This window comes from Sinomonas terrae, assembly GCF_022539255.1.
Lineage (GTDB): Bacteria > Actinomycetota > Actinomycetes > Actinomycetales > Micrococcaceae > Sinomonas > Sinomonas terrae.
This window is the reverse complement of sequence record NZ_JAKZBV010000001.1, coordinates 2,960,423-2,977,224: the sequence shown is the minus strand read 5'-3', so window position 1 is coordinate 2,977,224 and position 16,802 is coordinate 2,960,423. Positions and strand designations below refer to the sequence as shown.

Below are 16,802 nucleotides of genomic sequence, written 5' to 3'. Positions count from 1 at the left end.
CGACATCTGAAAGAACCCCTGCACACTTGGGCCCTCTCGAAGTTTGCGCCGTCACGTCCGCAGGGTCAGCACCCTGCGGACGTGACGGCGCGAGAGGGGTGGGGATGATTCGGAGGCCTCAGAACCGCCCGCGCCGCTGCCCCAGCATCGGCCGCGGCCGGAGGGTTGCCCGGCGGATCCGCTCGCGGCGGGTCGGAGCGTCCGCGACCTCGGTGGGTTCTGGCTCGGCGGAGCCGACGGCGGCGAGCACCGCCGTGAGCGCGGCCAGTTCCTCAGGCGTGGGATTGCCCTTGGTGACCGACAGGAGCGGCGAGCGGTCGACGGCGGCCTTCCCGCCGTCGTCGTTCGTCGCCGAAGGACTCTGTATGCCTGAACGACTGTGCACGTCTGAAGGACTGTGCACGTCTGAAGGACTCTGCACGCCGGAAGGACTCGCTTCCGTGCTCACAGCGGGATATTCCCGTGCTTCTTGGCGGGCATGGATGCGTGCTTGTCGCGGAGCGCGCGCAGCCCGCGGAGGAGCTGGACGCGGGTCTCGGAGGGCGCGATGACGGCGTCGATGTAGCCGAGCTCGGCCGCCTGGTACGGGTTGAGGAGCTCCTCCTCGTAGTGGCGGACGAGCTCGGCGCGCTTCGCTTCGACGTCACCCGCTGTGCTGTCGGGCTGCGCCTGGACTGCCGCCAGGTCCCGTCGATACAGGATGTTGACGGCGCCCTGGGCGCCCATGACGCCGATCTGGGCCGTCGGCCACGCGAGGTTGAGGTCGGCGCCGAGCTTCTTCGAGCCCATGACGATGTACGCCCCGCCGTATGCCTTGCGGCAGATGACGGTGAGCTTGGGAACGGTGGCCTCCGCGTAGGCATACAGGAGCTTCGCCCCGCGCCGGATGATGCCCTGGAACTCCTGGTCCTTGCCGGGGAGGAAGCCGGGGACGTCGACGAGGGTGATGATCGGGATGTTGAATGCGTCGCAGTGCCGCACGAAGCGCGCCGCCTTCTCGGACGCGGCGATATCCAACGTGCCGGCGAACTGGATCGGCTGGTTCGCGACGATACCGACCGTGTGCCCCTCCATGCGTCCGTACCCGATGATGACGTTCGGCGCGTAGAGGGCCTGCATCTCGAGGAACGCGCCTTCGTCGAGGATGCCCTCGATGACCGTGCGCATGTCGTAGCCATGGGTCGGTGAGTCGGGCACGAGCGTGTCGAGCACGAGGTCCTCGTCCGTCTCCTCGAGCTCCTGGTCCGAGTCGAGGACGGGGGCCTCGACGAGGTTGTTCGAGGGCAGGTAGTCGAGGAGCTCGCGGACGAACTCGATCGCGTCCTTCTCGTCGGAGGCGAGGTAGGTCGCGGTGCCCGTCGTCGCGTTGTGCTGGCGTGCGCCGCCGAGGGTCTCCATGTCGACGGACTCGCCCGTGACCGTCTTGATGACGTCTGGCCCGGTGATGAACATGTGGCTCGTCTTGTCGACCATGACGACGTAGTCGGTCAGCGCGGGGGAGTAGGCCGCGCCGCCGGCGCACGGGCCCATGATGAGCGAGATCTGCGGGACGACGCCGGACGCCGCGACGTTGTTCCTGAAGATGTCCGCGAACATCGCGAGCGAGGCAACGCCTTCCTGGATGCGGGCACCGCCGCCGTCGTTGATGCCGACGACGGGGCATCCGTTCCTGAGCGCGAATTCCTGGACCTTGACGATCTTCTCGCCGTTGACCTGGCTGAGCGACCCGCCGTACACGGAGAAGTCCTGGCTGTAGACGGCGACAAGCCGGCCGTCGACCGTGCCGTACCCGGAGACGACGCCGTCGCCGAGCGGCTTCTTCTTGGCCATGCCGAAAGCCGTGGAGCGGTGGACGGCGAGTGCGTCGAACTCGACGAACGACTCCTCGTCCAGCAGCATTTCGATCCGCTCGCGCGCCGTGCCCTTGCCGCGTGCGTGCTGCTTCTCGACGGCTTCGGGGCCGGACGGGAGGAGCGAAGCGGCGCGCCGCTCGCGGAAGTCCGCGATCTTGCCGGCGGTCGTGGTCAAATCGTGGGTCACGCGGGCTCCAGCTCTCGGTCGATGTCGGATTGTCTCTGTCGATCTCGGATGTAGGTTCCGCACAATCAGCGGAGCCATTACCACAGTCTAGTGAGGCTCCTGCGGCTCCCATGTGTAGGAACCCTACAATTTCTCGTCCCCTTCAGGCGTACGACGGCGCGAGCTCCCGCCGTGCGGGAACGTCTTGTTACTCCTCAGTAACCATCCCTAGACTTGTCCGTATGACGACGATCACGCCTAGCCCCAGTGAGTCCGAGCCGCCGCGGGAGCTTGCCGGGCGCACCCTGCTCATGAGCGGCGGAAGCCGGGGGATCGGCCTCGCGATCGCGGGGCGTGTGGCCGCCGACGGCGCCAACGTCGTCCTGCTCGCCAAGACGGGCGAGCCCCATCCGAAGCTCCCGGGCACGGTCTTCGACGCCGCGGAGAAGATCGAGGCTGCGGGCGGCCGCGCCCTTCCCGTAGTAGGGGACGTGCGGCGTGACGAGGACGTCGCCCGCGCGGTCACGCAGGCCTTTGAGACCTTCGGCGGAATCGACATCGTGGTGAACAACGCCTCCGCGATTGACCTGTCCCGCACCGACGAGATCGACATGAAGCGTTACGACCTCATGCAGGACATCAACGCGCGAGGAACGTTCCTCCTCTCCAAGCTCGCACTGCCCGCGCTTCGTGAAACCGCCCGTGCGGGCTCCCCGGCCCACATCCTGACGCTCTCCCCGCCCCTCAACCTCGACCCCAGATGGGCGGGCGCCCACCTCGCCTACACCATGGCGAAGTACGCGATGAGCCTCGTGACCCTGGGTCTCGCGGAAGAGCTCAGGGAGGCCGGAATCGCCGCCAACTCCCTGTGGCCGCAGACCCTCATCGACACCGCGGCGATCCGGAACCTCCCGGGAGGCAGGGTGATGGCGCAGGCCTCGCGCACCCCTGAAATCGTCGCCGACGCCGCCCATGCCATCCTGACGAGCGACCCGCGTACGACCACCGGCCACTTCTTCACCGACGAAGAGGCGCTCCGGCGGCTGGGCGTCACAGACTTCTCCCGCTATCGAGTCGGGGAGTCCGAGGAAGGGCTCGAGCGGGACATCTTCCTCTGACGTGGGGTTTCGCCCAGCTTCCTGATCACGCCGATCGCTAGGATTCGGCGTATGGATCAGGACACGTCTGCGCAGGCCGAGGCCCGCGGCCCGCTCGACCGGGAACGTCTGGGAACGGAGTTTGCGGAGCGTGCGGGGCTCTCGCGGATCCAGGTCGTCGACGAAATCGGCTCCACCAACACCGAGCTGACCCGCTTGGCCGGCGACGAGCCCGACGCGTGGGGAGACCTCGCCGTCCTCGTTGCGGAGCGCCAGACCCACGGGCACGGGCGGCTGCACCGGCCCTGGGAATCTCCCGTGGGGGCCTCCCTCGCGGTCTCGATCCTCCTGCGCCCGCACAACGCCGCCGGCCGGCCCCTGCCGACCCAGTGCTATTCGTGGTTCTCGCCCTTGGCCGCCCTCGCGCTCCGAGAGGCGCTTGCCCAGATTGCGGGGATCGAGTCGGCGCTCAAGTGGCCCAACGACGTCGTCGTCGACGGGCTCAAGATCTCCGGAATCCTTGCGCACCTCGCCCCGGGCGCGCACGGCGAGCCGCCGGGCGTCGTCCTCGGGGCCGGAATCAACGTATCGCTGCGCGAGGACGAGCTGCCCGTGCCCACCGCGACCTCGGCAAGCCTCGCCGCCGGGCGCCCGGTGGACCGAACGGCGCTCCTCGCGCGGTACCTCGAGGAGTTTGCCCGGCGCTATCGAGCTTTCTGCGCCGTGAACGGCAATGCCGACGCACCGCTCGACGGTGGCCGCAGCCTGCTCTCACGCGTCCAGGACGCGACCATCACCCTCGGACGCCGCGTGCGCGTCGACCTCCCGGGCGGCCGCCGCCTCGAGGGCCGCGCCACCGGTCTGGATGGTCACGGCTCGCTCCAGGTCGTGGAGGACAGCGGCGAGCGGCACGCCGTGTCCGCGGGCGACGTCGTCCATCTCCGCCCGGCCGACGGCGGCTATGCGTAGGCTGCTTTCCCCCGGGGAGCAGGTGATCGTCGACACCCGGCGTCACGGGTCCCTTCTCGTTCTGCCCGCAGTCACCACTGTGCTCATCTGCGGCCTTGCGGCGTTCGCGGCCGGTTGGCTCTCAAGGGGACACCTCGACGCCCTGCTGCCATGGGTCCCGGAGGGATCGGGGCCGTGGCTCGCCCTCGCGCCCGCGGTGCTCGCTGCGTGGATGGTGGTCACGTACCCGCTGCGGCGCCTGTTGGCGTGGGCGGCGCTCCACTACACCCTGACAAGCAGCCGAGTCCTGCGGCGGCAGCGGGGATTCCGGCGGAGCGACCGCGAGCTGCCGCTTGCCATGGTGCGCGATGTCGCCGTTCATCAGAACCTCCTGCAGTCGCTCGTGCACTCGGGTTCGATAACCTTGACGACAGGGCAGGCAGCGAGCCTACGGCTCGACGACGTGCCCGAGGTGCGCAGCTTCCGACAACTCGTGCTGGATGCAATCGATGAGCTGCCGCCGGATCAGGGCTTCGCGGACGACGGCGGGCTGCCGCGGCCGGACGGCCGGGTGGCCAATCCTGAGGTTCCGCCGCCCTGGGAGCCGAGAGAGTACTGATGGAGGGCGACATGGACGACGAGCTGCCCCCTTCCGTGCCCGCTGACGTCGGCGACGATCCGGCCCCGCCGAACGCCGAGGCAGTGGAGACGGAGCCGGATTCTGTGCAAGCGGGGCCGACGGAAGCGGAACTGCGGGCGGTCAGCGACTACCGACGAGCCGCGAAGTCGCTCGAGAATCTCCTGCTCGGAGGCGAACGCACTCTCAAACGGCGCGAGGTCGCCCAAGGCGTGGGCCTCTCGCTCTTCTCGGCGCGCAAACTCTGGCGCGCGCTCGGGATGCCGAACTTCACGGACGACGACCTCGCCTTCACGACCGAGGATCTCGAGCACCTCAAGCTCATGCCGAACCTCGTCCGCGAAGGCGTGATCACCGAGGACGCCGCGCTCTCCGTGACCCGCGCGATCGGCCAGATGACGGACCGCATGGTCGTCTGGCAGGTCGAGGCGCTCATCGAGGACATGGTGGCCACGCAGGGCATTTCCGATGCGGAGGCACGCGTCCGGCTCGTCGAGGAACTGCCCAACCTCATCGAGCCGCTCGAGGAGATGCTCGTCTATTCGTGGCGGCGGCAACTGAGCGCGGGTGTCCAACGCCTCGCCGTGCGCGCCAAGGAGGGGCTCGAGGCCAGCGAGGAGGGCCGGACCGGGGGCGAGGACGACGCGCCGCTCCCGCTCGCGCGCTCCGTGGGCTTCGCGGACCTCGTCTCCTATACGAGCCTTTCACGCCGCATGAACGAGAAGACGCTCGCGCGGCTCGTCCAGACTTTCGAGAACACGTGCGCCGAGGTCATCTCGGTGGGCGGCGGGCGGCTGGTCAAGACGGTCGGGGACGAAGTCCTGTACATCGCCGAGACGCCGACGGCCGGTGCCGAGATCGCTCTCGCGCTCTCCCGCGAGATCGCCGCAGACGAACGGCTCCCCGAGGGCCGGGTCGCCATGGTGTGGGGACGCGTGCTGAGCCGGCTGGGCGATATCTACGGCCCCACGGTGAATCTCGCAGCACGCCTCACGGCGATTGCGGACCCGGGGCAGGTGCTCGTGGACGAGCTCACGGCCGGCGTCCTCGCCAGCGACGCACGCTTCGTCCTGAGCCCCCTCGCGGCCCAGAATGTGCGCGGATTCGGCGAAGTACGGCCGGTCGCGCTGAGCAGGGGCGAGGGCACGGGTATCGTGCTCGACTGATGGTTCACACAAGGGGGGTACCCATGGCCGGCGGCGAGGAGACTCCCGAGCACCCAGCGCGGCTCGCGTTCGATGTTGGTGCGGCAACAGATCGCGGGCTCGTCCGCGAGCTCAACGAGGATTCGTATCTCGCACGGGAGCCCGTCTTCGCGGTGGCCGACGGCATGGGCGGCCACGAGGCCGGCGAGGTCGCGAGCGGCCTCTGCATCGAGGCCTTGGCTGACGAGGAGATGCTCGCCCCGGGGCTTCCCGCGACGATGCTCGACGTCGTCCTCGCGGTGCGGCGCGCGGATTGGGCGATCCGGGAGGCGACCGGGTCGCGGGCCGGCACGACGCTCGCCGCGGCCTTCAGCGCGAAGGACGACGACGGCGCTCCGGCTTGGATCGTCGCGAACGTCGGTGATTCGCGGGTGTACGCGGCCGACCACGACGAGTTCGACCAGATCACGATCGATCACTCGGAGGTCTGGGAGCTCATGGCCAGGGGTGAGATCACCCGCGAGGAAGCCCGCGTGCATCCGCGGCGCAACGTCGTGACCCGGGCCCTCGGCACTGGCTTCGACGCAGACCCGGACCTGTGGCTGCTCCCCGCGTTTCCCGGCCAGCGCCTGCTCGTGTGCTCCGATGGGCTCACGACCGAGCTCGAGGACTTCGAGATCGCAGCGATCCTGCGCGGGAACCCGACCTCGCAGGGTGCCGCGGACGCGCTCGTTGCCGCCGCACTGGAAGCCGGCGGTCGCGACAACGTGACCGTCGTCGTCGTGGGAGTCGCTGGGGCCGGCGAGGAGGCAGAAGCGGGTCCCCTTCCCGTGTCGGAGGGGTAGGGCAAGATAGGACACGTGAGCGCCGAATCCGTGATCCCCGAAGCCGCCACCCCGTCTGCGACCCTCCGCGAGGAGTACGAGTCCCTCGCTGAGGAGGTGCGCCGGCACCGGGCGCTCTATTACAACGAGGACGCTCCGATCATCTCGGACGCCGAATACGATGCGCTGTTCCGTCGGCTCGAGGAGTTCGAGGCGCTCCATCCCGAGCTTGTGTCCAATGATTCGCCCACCCAGGAAGTCGGCGGCGAGGCAACGGCGGCGTTCGCGCCGGTCACGCACCTGAGCCGCATGTACAGCCTCGAGGACGTCTTCTCGATCGATGAGCTCAACGCGTGGATCACCCGGGCGGAGGCGAGCATCGCGGGCATCGGGAACCTACCGCCGGTCCGCTGGCTCACCGAACTCAAGATCGACGGCCTCGCGATCAACCTGCTCTACCGGCGGGGCGAGCTCGTCCGGGCCGCGACCCGCGGTGACGGCAGGACGGGGGAGGACGTGACGCACAACGTCTTCACCATCAAGGACATCCCGCGTCGGCTGGCTGGGACGAACCACCCGGAGGAGGTCGAGATCCGGGGTGAGGTGTACATCCCGACGAAGGCGTTCAACGAATTCAACGAGGCGCTCATCGCCGACGGCAAGGCGCCGCTGGCCAATCCCCGCAACGCAGCCGCAGGATCGCTGCGCCAGAAGGACCCGGCCGAGACGGCGAAGCGCCCGCTGAGCATGTTCGTCCACGGCGTGGGCGTGCGTGAGGGGATACCGGCCAGGAGCCAGTCGGAGACGTACGAGCTGCTCAAGTCGTGGGGGCTGCCGACGAGCCCGTACTACGAGGTGTTCGACAGCTATGAGAAGGTGCTCGAGTTCATCGAGACCTACAGCGAGAAGCGGCACAGCCTCATCCACGAGATCGACGGCATCGTCATCAAGGCTGACGACTTCGCGACGCAGCGCGCACTCGGGCATACGAGCCGGGTGCCTCGCTGGGCGGTCGCGTTCAAGTACCCGCCGGAGGAAGTCCACACGAAGCTCCTCGACATCGCGGTCAACGTGGGCCGCACAGGCCGCGTGACGCCGTTCGGGGTCATGGTGCCCGTCAAGGTCGCGGGTTCGACCGTCGAGATGGCGACCCTGCACAACCAGGACGTGGTCAGGGCGAAGGGCGTCAAGATCGGGGACATTGTGGTCCTCCGCAAGGCGGGCGATGTCATCCCAGAGATCGTGGGGCCGGTCCTCGCCCTGCGAGACCAGCAGGATCCGCCCGTGAGGGACTTCGTCATGCCTACCGAATGCCCCTCGTGCGGGACGCCGCTCGCGCCTGCGAAGGAGGGCGACGTAGACATCCGCTGTCCCAACGCCCGCTCGTGCCCCTCGCAGCTCCGGGAGCGCGTCTTCCACCTCGCGGGCCGCGGCGCATTCGACATCGAGGCGCTCGGCTGGGAGGCGGCTGTAGCCCTGACCCAGCCAGCCGAGCCTGAGGTTCCCCCGCTCGAGAACGAGGCGGGGATCTTCGACCTCACCCCCGAGGTCTTGCGCGACGTCAAGATTCGCCGCCAGAAGCGCACCAAGGGCGTCGCCTCGGGCGAGTGGGAGCTCGTTCCGTACTTCTGGAACAAGACCCAGACCAAGCCGACCGTCAACACGGAGCGGCTCTTCCGGGAACTCGAGAAGGCCAAGAGCCAGCCCCTGTGGCGGGTCCTCGTGGCCCTCTCCATCCGGCACGTCGGGCCCACCGCCTCCCGCGCCCTCGCCACGCGCTACGGCTCGATGGACGCGCTGCGCGCAGTCCTCGAGGCACCGGACGCGAGGGACCAGCTCGCCGAGGTCGACGGCGTCGGGCCCATCATCGCCGACGCCGTCATTGAGTGGTTCGGCGAGGACTGGCACCGCGAGATCGTCGACCGGTGGAAGAACGCCGGCGTGCTCATGAGGGACGAGCAGCACGCGTCCACGCCGCGCACTCTCGAGGGCCTGACAATCGTGGTCACGGGCTCCCTCGAGAACTACAGCCGCGACGAGGCGAAGGAAGCCATCATCACGCGCGGCGGGAAGGCGGCCGGCTCGGTGTCCAAGAACACGGACTATGTCGTTGCTGGGGAGAACGCCGGTTCCAAGCTCGACAAGGCGGAATCGCTCAACTTGCCGGTGCTCGACGAGGATCGTTTCCGGATCCTGCTCGAGCAGGGGCCAGCGGGTCTCGGCGAGGCGCCGACTGCCGAGGAGGCTGAGGCTGGCGAAGGCGAAGCTGGCGAAGGCGAAGCGGCTCCTGAGGCGCTCGCAGCAGCTCTGACGGACGAGGACGAGTGATGGATTACACCGAGGACTTCCTGGCCGAGCTCCTGGGCACCGCTCGGCGCGCGGCGGCTGCTGGCGCTGCCGTCTTGGCCGGACGGGACGGTGCGAATCTGAGCCAGGAGACGAAGAGCTCGGGAAGCGACTGGGTCACCGAGTTCGACCTTGCTGCCGAGCGTGCAGTCCGGGCCGTCCTCGCGGACGAGCGGCCGCGCGACATCGTGACCGGTGAGGAGCAGGGCACCACGATTGTCGACTCGCCGAGCGGCTTCCGGTGGTCGATCGACCCGCTTGACGGCACCACGAACTTCATCCGGGACATCGTCTATTACGCAACCAGCGTCGCGGTCGCCGATGAGAACGGAAGGTGGCTCGCCGGCGTCGTCCGTGCCCCTGCCCTCCGGAGGGAGTACTGGGCCCTCCACGGTGGCGGTGCCTTCAGAGCGGACGACGGCGGCGAGCCGCGGCCGCTCGACGGCCCCCTTCCTGGGCGGGATTCTGCTGGTTCCGCCCTCCTCGCCACCGGTTTCAGCTACGACCCGTCCATCCGTGCGGAGCAGGCTCGCGCTCTCCCCGGCCTCATGGACGGATTCGGGGACATACGCCGCCTCGGTTCGGCGGCCCTCGACCTGTGCCTCGTGGCAGACGGTACCCACGACGCGTACGGGGAGCGCGGCCTGAACGAGCACGATTTCGCCGCGGGTGCCCTCATCGCCGAGGAGGCAGGCTGTTGGGTGAGGCGCCCCCAGCTCACGAGCCCGCTCGAGGGCGGGCCGTCGGCCGAGGAGCGCCTCGCCCTGTGGACCTGCGCGGGCGGCATCGAGTTTTCGGGTCGATTCCCGGTCGAATGAGTGCGGCACAGACAGGCACGCCGCGCGTGAGCGGACTTGTGATCCGCGAGGCCACCGAGATCGATTTCCCCGGGATCGCCCGGATCACCCGCGACGCGTATCTGGGAGCCGGCTACTTCGAGGACGCTGAACATCCGTACATGCGGCAGGTCGTCGATGTGGCCTTCCGGGCCGATCGCGGCACGATCCTCGTGGCCGAGAGGGACGGGCGCCTCGTCGGCTCGGTGACGCTCATGGCCCACGGCGATGGCTTCGACCAGGTGGCCCGCAAGGGGGAGTTCGAGTTCCGTCTCCTCGTCGTCGACCCCGCGGTCCAGCGCACGGGGGCGGCGACGGCCCTCGTCTCAGAGGTCGAGGCGAGGGCACGGCGCGCGGGGGCGACCGCCGTCGTCCTCACGACCGGCATCGACTGGGTGGCCCCGCACGCCCTCTACGCCCGCCTCGGCTACGAGCGCGCGCCGGAACGGGACTGGCCCATCGAGGGGACGGACATCTGGCTTCCGGTGTACCGGAAAGCGCTCTGACCCTCAGTTAGGAACGCCCGTACGCACCGCCCGCGATGTCCTCGAGCAGCCCGGAGCCGGTCGGGTTCCAGGCGAACCGTTCGCGGGTGAGCGTGCTGGCTGCTGGGATGTCGAGTCCGAGGAGGGCGCCGATCCACCCGAAGTGCTCCTGGGCGTTCTCAGACGCGAGCGCGGTGGTGGGCACGTCGAACTCCCTGCCGATCGCTGCCGCGATGTCGCGGGTGGCGATGCCTTCTTCGCCGACGGCGTGGACGACGGCGCCGGGCTGAGCCTGCTCGAAGGCCAGGCGCACGAGGTGCGCGGCATCGTTGCGGTGAACAGCCGGCCACCGGTTGGCGCCGTCGCCGATGTAGGCCGCAACGCCTCGTTCCCGCGCGATTCGCACGAGCATGGCGGTGAAGCCCTTGTCGCCTCGGCCGTGGACCGTCGGCGCGAATCGGACGGCCACCGAGCGGACACCCCGCGCGGCGAAGGAGAGTGCGAGGTGCTCGCTCGCCCCCCGCGGTGCGTCCGGGTCGACGTTCGGCGTGGGATCCTCCTCCGTCGCCATGCGTCCGACGGTGAGGCCCGCGACCCCCGACGCGACGACGAGAGGCCTCCCGGAGCCCTCGAGCGCTTCGCCGAGGGTTTCGACCACGGCGCGTTCGGTCCGGCCGGCTCCCGCATAGTCGCTGAAGTCGTGGTTGAACGCGAGGTGGATGACGCCGTCGGCCGCCTCCGCTCCAGCGCGCAGGCTGTCGAGGTCGCTCAGGCTGCCGCGCCACGGCACGACGCCGGCGGAGACGAGCGCCTCGGCGGACGCCTCCGAGCGGGCGAGCCCGACGACCCGATGGCCAGCCGCCAGCAGTTCGGGGACAACGGCTGATCCGATCCAGCCCGACGCGCCGGTCGTGAAGATGCGCATGAGAAGCTCCCTTCGATGTCAGTTACTGACATGAGTGTACGCGCTGATGTCACCTTCTGTCATCACCTAGACTGTGGGAATGGGTCGTTGGGAACCGGACGCCGCCGGTCGGCTTGTCGAAGCCGCGCTTGAGCTCTTTGCCGAGCACGCTTACGAGCAGACGACGGTCGCCGACATCGCGCAGAAGGCCGGGGTGACCGAGCGCACCTTCTTCCGTTACTACGCGGACAAGCGGGAGGTGCTGTTCGCCGGAGCGAACCTGCTCGAGGAGGGGATAGTGGCGAGTATCGCGGCGGCGCCGCCAGAAGAGCCCCCCTTCGATGCCGTCGTCGCCGCCATCGCGTCCACCGCTGGGACCGCACTCGAGTCCAGGCGGGAGTTCGCCCGCCGGCGCGCCTCGGTCATCGCCTCGAACGCGAGCCTGCAGGAACGAGAGCTGCTCAAGCTCGCCGCCCTCGGAGCCGCAGCATCGGCCGCTCTCCGCGATCGGGGCGCGACGGGCGAGGAGGCCGAGCTCGCGGCCGAGGCAGGCGTGGCGCTCTTCAAGATCGGATTCGAGCGTTGGATCGCCAGCCCCGATTCCCCGAGCATCGCGGACTGCGTGCAGGCGGCGGCCCGGGGGCTGCGGACGGTCGTCGCGGCGAAGGAGATCGGGGCGAAGGAGACCGGGGCGAAGACGACGGCAGCCAGGGGGATCGAGAGCTGACCGCACCGGATTATCTCCTGAAGGGGCCGCCTCTGCCTTCCCTAGCCGCACCTCAATCCCGCAGCCCGTACCTGTGCTCGGGGCGGCCCGTCGCCCCGTAGCGGAGCTGGATTTCGACCGAGCCCTCGTCGGCGAGGGCGGCCAGGTAACGCTGGGCGGTCGCTCGGGAGACGCCGACGAGGGCGGCGACCTCGGCTGCGGAGAGGAGTCCGCCGGAGGCGAGGGTCTCAAGTACGGCTGTCTCGGTGCCTGATCGCGTTCGGCCCAACGCGTTAGGCTCCCGCGCGCCCAGAAGTGCGCGCCGCGCGCGGTCGAGGCCAGCCTGGTCGAGAGTCCCTGGGGTCTCGAGGAGCCTCCGGTAGCGGGCGTACCCGCGCAGGACCGTCTCGAGCCCGTCCGCTGCGAAGGGCTTGATGAGATAGCCGAGGGCACCGCGGCGCAGCGCGGCGCGCACCGACTCGGGATCCGCCGCGGCAGTGAGCATGATCGTGTCGAGGTCGAGGCTGCGCAAGAGCTCAAGGCCGGGAGTGTCGGGAAGATACAGGTCCAGCAGCACGAGATCGGGCCGGAGCGCGTGGACGGCCTGCAGCGCGAGCGCGGCCGTCCCCACAGGGGAGAGGGCGGTGAAGCCCGGAATCGCGTCGACGTAGGTGCTGTGAACACGTGCTACGTGGAAGTCGTCGTCCACAATGAGGACTCTGAACTCGGTCATGGCTCTGTCCTCCCTACGACCCGCGCGCCGAAGACTGCGCCTGGCCCGCCCGCCTGCCCAGGCGAGATGACCCACACGTCCCCGCCGCGGCGTCGGGCGAGTTGACGGGCGAGGGGGAGTCCAAGGCCGTGGCCCGCGGCGGGTTCGAGGCCGGCGTCGTCCGCAGCCACGGGCGCGGTGGTGTATCCGGGCTCGAAGAGGCGTTGGGACGGTATCGCGCCGATCCCGTTCCCTGAGTCCGCGACGACGATGTGCAGCGTCGGGCCGTCGTCGAGAAGCTCGACCTCGACCCAGCGCTGGCCACGGGCGTCCGGGGAACCGTCGACGGCGGCACGCACCGCCTTGTCGACAAGATTGCCGAGAACCGTTGTGACGTCCTGCCGGGCCGCGACGGGGTGCCGCACGAGCGTCGCATCCCCGAGCCGCAGGACCACGCCGCGCTCGGCGGCCTCGATGCCCTTCGCCCCGAGGAAAGCCTGAAGTGCCGGGTCTCCGAGGAGCTCGGCCTGCTCGAGCGGATAGTCGAGCGGCCCCGACGAGGCCAGGTTTCCGAGGTAGGTGCGCGCCTGCGAGGCCTCGCCGATGTCCAGCAGGCCTGCGACGGCGTGGAGTTGGTTGCTGAACTCATGTCGCTGGGCGCGCAGCGCCTCGCTCAGTGCCCCGACCGCGTCGAGCTGGCGCGTCAGCCTCTGCAGCTCCGTCCTGTCGCGCAGCATGACGACCCATCCGAGTTCGCGGAGCCCGTGGACCACGGCTCGCGCGGTTGCGACGAGCACCCGATCGCCGACCACGAGCTCTCGGGTCTGACCGTCGGAGCCCGTGATCGTCAGAGACCTCAGGACCGCGGGCACGGGAGCCGATGGCCAGTCTGTGCCCGTGAAGTCCTCTGCGTCTCCGAGCAGGCGCCGAGCGGCGGAGTTCACGACCGTCACGCTTCCTGTCCGCGAGATGCCGATCACCCCCTCGTCGATGCCCCGCAGCACGGCCTCCTGGTCTTGGACGAGCGTGCCGATGTCCTCCGGTTCGAGGCCGAGCGTGAGGTCGGCGAGACGACGGCGGAGGGCAAGCGAAGCGAGCGTCCCGGCTGCGAGGGCGAGTGCGGCGGTTCCGGTGACTGCTAGGGCATCGCCTCTCAGACCATCGACCACGCTCGAGCGCGCGAAGCCCGTGCTGACCTCGCCGACGACAGTCCCCGAGGGTTGGCGAACGCCGTCGGGCGCGAAGACAGGCACCTTCGCACCGACCGATGGGCCGAGCGTCCCTGTATTCCGGACGGTCACCTCCTGACCCGCGAGGGCAATGTCGGGTGCCGTGCTGACGCGCTCTCCGAGGCGTGCCGGGTCCGGATGCGCAAGCCGCAGGCCCTGTTCGTCGGTCACGACGACGAAGAGCGCGCCGCTGCGCTGCCGGGTCGCCTCGGCGTCGGCCATGACGGGGCCGGCAGCGAGCTCGGAGCGCGGGGGAGTTCCGGCCTCGGCGGAGATTGCGGCCACCTCTCGCCGCAGCGCCGGATCAGCGGCGACCGATCGTGCAAGGGTGAGCGCGTTCTGCTCGGCGTCGGTCCACAGGCGTTCGTAGGCGAGCCAGAGGTGGGTGACCGCTGCGAGGACGACGGCGAGGAGGACGGCCGCGAGTTGGAGCAGGAGGATGCGCGTCGAGAAGCGCAATGCCCAGCGTGGTCGGCCGCTGGGGGCGCGCTCCGTCGTCGTGCTCATGAGCCCATGCTAGGGCTGCGCAGAATGCGCAAAACCACAAAAATGAGCAGTACTCGCGGCAACCTCGGCAAACCCCGGAGGGAGGCTGCTCCCTCGCTACGGTCTGTACCGCGCATCACATCGGAGTGATGCCGTTCACAGAGAGGAGGCAGCGATGCTGGTACTGCTCGGCTTCGCGATGATTGCCGTCTTCATGGCGCTCATCATGACCAAGAAGCTCACCCCGGTGCTCGCCCTCATCATCGTGCCGACGATCTTCGGCTTGTTCGCCGGGGCAGGGCTCGGCATCGGAGACATGGTCATCACCTCGATGAAGTCGATGGCCTCGACCGCGGCCCTGCTGATGTTCGCGATCGTCTACTTCGGGCTCATGATCGATGTCGGCCTGTTCGACCCGCTCGTCAAGTTCATCCTCCGCAAGCTGGGCAACGACCCGGCCAAGGTGGTGATGGGCACTGCACTGCTCGCGGCCGCCGTCTCGCTCGACGGCGACGGTTCGACGACGTTCATCCTCACGACAGCCGCCATGCTGCCCGTCTACCTCCGCCTCGGACTGAGCCCCGTCGTGCTCACGTGCGTCGCGGGCCTCGCGAACGGGACCATGAACATCCTCCCCTGGGGCGGTCCCACGGCACGTGCGGCGACCGCGCTCAAGCTCGACGTCAACGACGTGTTCGTTCCCATGGTTCCGTCGCTGCTGGCCGGCCTCGTTCTCGTCTTCCTGTTCGCGTGGCAGCTCGGCTTGCGCGAGCGGCGTCGCCTTGCGGTGCAGCGCCCCGAGGTGTGGGGGATGGAAGGCCCTGGGAGGGTTGGGCCCAGCGGCGGTCGCGGCGAACAGCGGGCGGGCGAGCAGCGGACGACGGCGGGTGGCGGCGTCGCGCTCGAGGACTCGCCTTCACCGGTGGCCACGTTGGCCCACGCCGACTCGATGGCAGGCACCGCCCTCGACCCGACGCGCTCCACGCTCCGGCCGAAGCTGTTCTGGTTCAACCTCGCGCTCACGGTCGGCATCATGGTGCTGCTCGTCGCGAACGTGCTCCCGCTGCCTTACGTGTTCATGGTGGGCGCCGCCGTCGCCCTCGTGGTGAACTTCCCGCGGGTCAAGGACCAGGCTGCCCAGCTCGTGGCTCACGCGCCATCGGTCGTCGCCGTCGTCTCCATGGTGATCGCGGCATCGGTGCTCACCGGCGTCCTCACCGGCAAGATCGGCGGCACCACGATCGTGCAGGAAATGTCCTCATGGCTGGTTTCGATCATCCCGGGCGATGCTGGACCGTTCATGGCCATCATCACGGGCATCCTCTCGATCCCCATGACGTTCTTCATGAGCAATGACGCGTTCTACTTCGGGGTCCTGCCGATCCTTTCCGAGACGGCCAGCCACTACGGCGTCGGCGCCGCGGAGATGGCGCGAGCGTCTATCACGGGCCAACCGTTCCACTTGCAGAGCCCGCTCGTTCCAGCGATCCTCCTTCTGGTGTCCCTCGCCAACGTCGAACTCGGCGACCACCACAAGCTCGTCCTGTGGCGGACAGCCGCGATCTCGCTTGCCATGCTCGCGGTCGGCGTGCTCGTCGGGGCCGTCGGGATCGGCTAGCCTTCTCCGCCGCCGTCCGCCGCCGTCCGCCGCCGTCCGCTGCCGTCCGCTGCCGTCCGCTGCCGTCCGCTGCCGATGCCGATGCCCCGGGTTTCGGACTTCGCCCCGCGCTTCACCGCAGGGCATAGTCCGAAACCCGGGGCACTCGCGTTCGCTATTCGTCCCGCAGGATACGTGGCAGGAAGCGGATCGCGTCGAGCTGCCGGAACACGAGGGGCGTGAGCTCGCTGGGCGCGAGCCGCAGACGATAGATCCGGCCGCCCTCTGGGGGTTCGATGAGGCCGCGATCGAGCAGCCCTCGGATCTTCTTGCTTTTCCAGGTGCTGCTGCCGGGATAAGCCGGCTCGAGATCCGCGGACCTCGCCTAACCGCGCAGGCCGATGGGGGACGCGCTGTGTCTCCGCCTGCCGATTTCGGAACGGGCTCGTCGGGGCGAAGCCCGCCCCGCCGCCGTCGGCCGCCCCGCGCGACTAGACTGGACGGCGATACCTAACCACCGCACAGGGGAGATCCATGGCTGAGATCACTCGTGACGACGTTGCGCATTTGGCGCAGCTTGCGCGCATCGAGATGAGTGCAGACGAACTGGACAGGATGGCGGGCGAGCTCGCCCACATCGTCGATGCCGTCAAGTCGGTGAGCGAGGTGGCCGGCCCGGATGTCCCCGCGACATCCCACCCGATCGCCCTCAGCAACGTCTTCCGCGAGGACGTCGTGGGGCATGTGCTCACGCCCGAGGAGGCACTGTCGGGTGCGCCCGACGCTGAGGACGACCGATTCAAGGTCCCGGCGATCCTGGACGAGGAGTGA

Annotated in this window: 16 protein-coding genes; 11 read left to right on the top strand and 5 right to left on the bottom strand. The window is 69.2% G+C overall.

Going from position 1 to position 16,802, the window contains the following annotated elements; genetic code table 11:
* Positions 1-118 precede the first annotated feature (118 nt).
* Together L0M17_RS13830 and L0M17_RS13825 are read right to left on the bottom strand one after the other, a co-directional pair.
* Entirely contained in the window at positions 119-385 is a 267-nt protein-coding gene (locus L0M17_RS13830) for an acyl-CoA carboxylase epsilon subunit (protein WP_241054629.1), read from the bottom strand.
* Positions 386-444: 59 nt separating this feature from the next.
* The gene (locus tag L0M17_RS13825) at positions 445-2,040 is read right to left on the bottom strand and encodes an acyl-CoA carboxylase subunit beta (protein ID WP_241054628.1); all 1,596 of its coding nucleotides are present in this window, start codon (positions 2,038-2,040) and stop codon (positions 445-447) included.
* A gap of 221 nt (positions 2,041-2,261) precedes the next feature.
* Between L0M17_RS13825 and L0M17_RS13820 the strand changes: the two genes are divergently transcribed.
* Genes L0M17_RS13820 through L0M17_RS13785 form a run of 8 tightly spaced genes read left to right on the top strand, consistent with a single transcriptional unit; the run spans position 2,262 to position 10,358 of the window.
* Positions 2,262-3,137: an SDR family oxidoreductase gene (locus tag L0M17_RS13820; RefSeq protein WP_241054627.1), complete on the top strand. Its 876-nt coding sequence runs from the start codon at positions 2,262-2,264 to the stop codon at positions 3,135-3,137.
* Positions 3,138-3,188: 51 nt separating this feature from the next.
* A complete protein-coding gene (locus L0M17_RS13815; protein ID WP_241054626.1) occupies positions 3,189-4,085 on the top strand; it encodes a biotin--[acetyl-CoA-carboxylase] ligase in 897 nt (298 codons plus the stop codon).
* A gap of 22 nt (positions 4,086-4,107) precedes the next feature.
* The gene (locus L0M17_RS13810) at positions 4,108-4,683 is read left to right on the top strand and encodes a PH domain-containing protein (protein WP_241054624.1); all 576 of its coding nucleotides are present in this window, start codon (positions 4,108-4,110) and stop codon (positions 4,681-4,683) included.
* An 11-nt stretch (positions 4,684-4,694) separates the two neighbouring features.
* On the top strand, positions 4,695-5,867 hold the full coding sequence (locus L0M17_RS13805; protein ID WP_241054622.1) for an adenylate/guanylate cyclase domain-containing protein: 1,173 nt from the start codon (positions 4,695-4,697) through the stop codon (positions 5,865-5,867).
* On the top strand, positions 5,867-6,691 hold the full coding sequence (locus L0M17_RS13800) for a PP2C family protein-serine/threonine phosphatase (protein ID WP_241054620.1): 825 nt from the start codon (positions 5,867-5,869) through the stop codon (positions 6,689-6,691). The genes L0M17_RS13805 and L0M17_RS13800 overlap by 1 nt, the downstream gene beginning before the upstream one ends.
* Before the next feature lie 6 nt (positions 6,692-6,697).
* On the top strand, positions 6,698-8,998 hold the full coding sequence (ligA, locus tag L0M17_RS13795; protein ID WP_372498068.1) for an NAD-dependent DNA ligase LigA: 2,301 nt from the start codon (positions 6,698-6,700) through the stop codon (positions 8,996-8,998).
* Positions 8,998-9,834, top strand: coding sequence for an inositol monophosphatase family protein (locus L0M17_RS13790; protein ID WP_241054617.1), 837 nt, complete (start codon positions 8,998-9,000; stop codon positions 9,832-9,834). The genes ligA and L0M17_RS13790 overlap by 1 nt, the downstream gene beginning before the upstream one ends.
* Before the next feature lie 26 nt (positions 9,835-9,860).
* Positions 9,861-10,358, top strand: a complete 498-nt coding sequence (locus L0M17_RS13785; protein ID WP_241054616.1) for a GNAT family N-acetyltransferase — start codon at positions 9,861-9,863, stop codon at positions 10,356-10,358.
* Between the two features lie 7 nt (positions 10,359-10,365).
* On the opposite strand, the gene L0M17_RS13780 is transcribed toward L0M17_RS13785, so the two are convergent.
* Positions 10,366-11,262: an SDR family oxidoreductase gene (locus L0M17_RS13780; RefSeq protein WP_241054615.1), complete on the bottom strand. Its 897-nt coding sequence runs from the start codon at positions 11,260-11,262 to the stop codon at positions 10,366-10,368.
* 79 nt (positions 11,263-11,341) lie between these two features.
* On the opposite strand from L0M17_RS13780, the gene L0M17_RS13775 reads away from it, so the two are divergent.
* Positions 11,342-11,968 (top strand): TetR family transcriptional regulator, encoded by a 627-nt coding sequence (locus tag L0M17_RS13775; RefSeq protein WP_241054614.1) that lies wholly within the window; start codon positions 11,342-11,344, stop codon positions 11,966-11,968.
* Between the two features lie 52 nt (positions 11,969-12,020).
* Here the strand turns inward: L0M17_RS13775 and L0M17_RS13770 are convergent, their stop codons facing one another.
* Together L0M17_RS13770 and L0M17_RS13765 are read right to left on the bottom strand one after the other, a co-directional pair.
* On the bottom strand, positions 12,021-12,680 hold the full coding sequence (locus L0M17_RS13770; RefSeq protein WP_241054613.1) for a response regulator: 660 nt from the start codon (positions 12,678-12,680) through the stop codon (positions 12,021-12,023).
* Positions 12,677-14,395 (bottom strand): sensor histidine kinase, encoded by a 1,719-nt coding sequence (locus tag L0M17_RS13765; protein ID WP_241054612.1) that lies wholly within the window; start codon positions 14,393-14,395, stop codon positions 12,677-12,679. Before L0M17_RS13765 ends, L0M17_RS13770 begins: the two co-directional genes overlap by 4 nt.
* Positions 14,396-14,549: 154 nt before the next feature.
* Between L0M17_RS13765 and L0M17_RS13760 the strand changes: the two genes are divergently transcribed.
* The gene (locus L0M17_RS13760; RefSeq protein WP_241054610.1) at positions 14,550-15,992 is read left to right on the top strand and encodes a CitMHS family transporter; all 1,443 of its coding nucleotides are present in this window, start codon (positions 14,550-14,552) and stop codon (positions 15,990-15,992) included.
* Between the two features lie 513 nt (positions 15,993-16,505).
* A complete protein-coding gene (gene gatC, locus L0M17_RS13755; protein ID WP_241054609.1) occupies positions 16,506-16,802 on the top strand; it encodes an Asp-tRNA(Asn)/Glu-tRNA(Gln) amidotransferase subunit GatC in 297 nt (98 codons plus the stop codon).

Coding starts and splice junctions, on each gene's coding strand:
- L0M17_RS13815 (WP_241054626.1), top strand. CDS start 3,189: ATGGATCAGGACACGTCTGCGCAGGCCGAGGCCCGCGGCCCGCTCGAC.
- gatC (WP_241054609.1), top strand. CDS start 16,506: ATGGCTGAGATCACTCGTGACGACGTTGCGCATTTGGCGCAGCTTGCG.
- L0M17_RS13770 (WP_241054613.1), bottom strand. CDS start 12,680: ATGACCGAGTTCAGAGTCCTCATTGTGGACGACGACTTCCACGTAGCA.
- L0M17_RS13790 (WP_241054617.1), top strand. CDS start 8,998: ATGGATTACACCGAGGACTTCCTGGCCGAGCTCCTGGGCACCGCTCGG.
- L0M17_RS13780 (WP_241054615.1), bottom strand. CDS start 11,262: ATGCGCATCTTCACGACCGGCGCGTCGGGCTGGATCGGATCAGCCGTT.
- L0M17_RS13800 (WP_241054620.1), top strand. CDS start 5,867: ATGGTTCACACAAGGGGGGTACCCATGGCCGGCGGCGAGGAGACTCCC.
- L0M17_RS13820 (WP_241054627.1), top strand. CDS start 2,262: ATGACGACGATCACGCCTAGCCCCAGTGAGTCCGAGCCGCCGCGGGAG.
- L0M17_RS13805 (WP_241054622.1), top strand. CDS start 4,695: ATGGACGACGAGCTGCCCCCTTCCGTGCCCGCTGACGTCGGCGACGAT.
- L0M17_RS13765 (WP_241054612.1), bottom strand. CDS start 14,395: ATGAGCACGACGACGGAGCGCGCCCCCAGCGGCCGACCACGCTGGGCA.
- L0M17_RS13760 (WP_241054610.1), top strand. CDS start 14,550: ATGCTGGTACTGCTCGGCTTCGCGATGATTGCCGTCTTCATGGCGCTC.
- L0M17_RS13775 (WP_241054614.1), top strand. CDS start 11,342: ATGGGTCGTTGGGAACCGGACGCCGCCGGTCGGCTTGTCGAAGCCGCG.